Here is a 2,221-nt window from a genome sequence, read left to right as displayed (position 1 = left end):
ACCAACTTCTTCGCCGTGTTGCGCATGAGCAAGGCCTTCGCGCCGATTCTCAAAAGCAACGGCGGCGGCGCGTTGCTCAACGTCTTGTCGGTCGCCTCGTGGGTGAACGGCGGCGAGTTGGCGGCCTATTCGGCAAGCAAGTCCGCCGCCTGGTCGCTCACCAACAGCCTGCGCCACGAACTGGCGGCGCAGAAGACTCAGGTGCTGGCGCTGCACATGGCCTACGTCGATACCGATCTCACGCGCGGGTTCGACGTCCCGAAGTCCAGCCCCGAAGAGATCGTCAAGCGTGCACTCGACGGGCTCGAATCGGGCTTCGATGAGGTGCTGGCCGATGAAATCACCCTGCAGGTCAAGCACGGGATGACGGCGGCGAGGCCCAGCTACCTGCCGCAGGCGGCCTGAATCCGGAACCTCAGGAGCGGTACGTCATGGCACCATCCCCAACCGCTCCACCAGGAACTCCACCGCCACCCTCACCTTCGGTATCCGGTAGCGCGTCTGCAGGTACAGCAGGTAGATGCCCGACTCTCCGCCGCGGCCCACCGACACCGGCTGATCGAGCGTGACCTGCACCAGCTCACCGCTGCGCAGGTAGCTCTTCAAGCCCCACTCCGACAGCAGCACCAGGCCACGGTGCCGGCAGGCCATGACGATCAGGCTGGCGCCGTCGTTGCTGATGAAGGCTGGCGTGACGGGCAGTTCACGCCAGCCGTCTTCGTCCAGCCCCTGCCACTTGATCACCGCGTTAGGGCCGCGGTACATCAGCGCTCGGTGATCTGCCAGGTCGTCCAGCGTGCGCGGCGTGCCCATCTGCGCCAGGTATTGCGGCGAAGCGGCGAGAATGAAGCGGTTGGGGTCGAGCTTGCGGGCGACCACGCGGTCTTGCGGTTGGCGGCCGCCGCGGATGGCGATGTCGATCTGGTCGCGGCCGAGCTCGACCAGCGCGTCGCTCAGGTGCACGTCCAGCACGATGTCCGGGTAGCGCTCGCAAAAGTCTTGCAGCGCGGGCATCAGCAGCAGCTGGCCGTAGCTGGGCATGGCGCTGATGCGCAAGGTGCCGCTGGGTGTGTTGCTGCGCTGGCCGACCAGCTCTTCGGCGTCGTTCAGCTGGGCCATGCCAGCCCGCACTTGCTCGAGGTAAAGCGCGCCGACTTCGGTCAGCCGCACCGTGCGGGTCGTGCGGTGCAGCAGTTCCACGCCCAGCTCGGCCTCCAGGTCGGAAATGCGGCGCGAGATCGAAGACGCCGGCACGCCAAACGCCTGGGCGGCGCGCGAGAAGCTGAGGGTATCTGCGACCTTGACCAGATATTGCAGCGCGCGCAGCTTGTCCATGGTTCGCCTCCGTCCGCCCCATTGTTGCCATTCAGACAAAAGATTTTGCCGAATGCACTGTATTCCATCGCGAACGAGTCTTCCCTAGCATTCCGTCCATCGCAAGCCAACGCGCCGATCGCGCAAAGGAAATCGACATGACCACGATGCTCAAAGCCCAGTACACCGAACGCGGCCCGGTGCCGCAAGCCGTGATCGCGGCGGTGCCCTTCGACCGCCCCGCGCTGGCCCAAGGCCAGGCCCTGGTGGCCGTGCTGGCCGCGCCGATCAACCCCAGCGACGTGCTGATGCTGACCGGCCAATACGGCATGCTCCCGCCGCTGCCGGCGGTGGGCGGCAGCGAAGGCGTGGGCCGCGTGATCGAGCTGGGGCCTGATACGCAAGGCCCGGCCGTCGGCCAGACCGTGCTGCTGCCTGCCGGTGCCGGCACCTGGGCCACGCATGTGGTCGTGCCCGCAGCGCGCCTGATCCCGCTGCCGAACGAGGCCGACCCGAAGCAGTTGGCCATGCTCACGGTGAACCCGCCCACCGCGTCGCTGTTGCTGAGCGACTTTGTCACCCTGCAGCCGGGCGACTGGGTCATCCAGAACGGAGCCAACTCAGGCGTGGGCAGCTATGTGGTGCAGCTTGCCAAGCTGCGTGGCCTGAAGACCGTCAACATCGTGCGGCGCGACTCGGCCGTGGCCGGCGTGAAGGCGCAAGGTGGCGACGTGGTGCTGGTCGACGGCGATGATCTGGCCGAACGCGTGAAGGCCGCTACCGGCGGTGCCGACATCAAGCTGGGCATCGACGCGGTCGGCGGCAAGGCCACGATGCGGCTCGCTGGCACGCTGGCCGAGAGCGCCACGATCGTCAACTACGGTGCGCTCGGCGGCGATGCATGCAC

The 2,221-nt window shown here is 67.0% G+C and carries 3 protein-coding genes; 2 read left to right on the top strand and 1 reads right to left on the bottom strand.

The features are described from left to right. A partial coding sequence (locus tag AC1DYI_RS33300) for an SDR family NAD(P)-dependent oxidoreductase (RefSeq protein ID WP_477208387.1) occupies nt 1–405 on the top strand: 405 nt, incomplete at its 5' end. A gap of 24 nt (nt 406–429) precedes the next feature. Here the strand turns inward: AC1DYI_RS33300 and AC1DYI_RS33295 are convergent. Beyond that, nucleotides 430–1,335: a LysR family transcriptional regulator gene (locus AC1DYI_RS33295; RefSeq protein ID WP_477208386.1), complete on the bottom strand. Its 906-nt coding sequence runs from the start codon at nt 1,333–1,335 to the stop codon at nt 430–432. A gap of 137 nt (nt 1,336–1,472) precedes the next feature. On the opposite strand from AC1DYI_RS33295, the gene AC1DYI_RS33290 reads away from it, so the two are divergent. Beyond that, nucleotides 1,473–2,221 (top strand): zinc-dependent alcohol dehydrogenase family protein (locus AC1DYI_RS33290; protein ID WP_477208385.1); only part of this gene is annotated, 749 nt, incomplete at its 3' end.

Source organism: Ideonella sp. P3_A4, from assembly GCF_056403075.1.
This window is presented reverse-complemented; position numbering and strand designations above follow the sequence as displayed.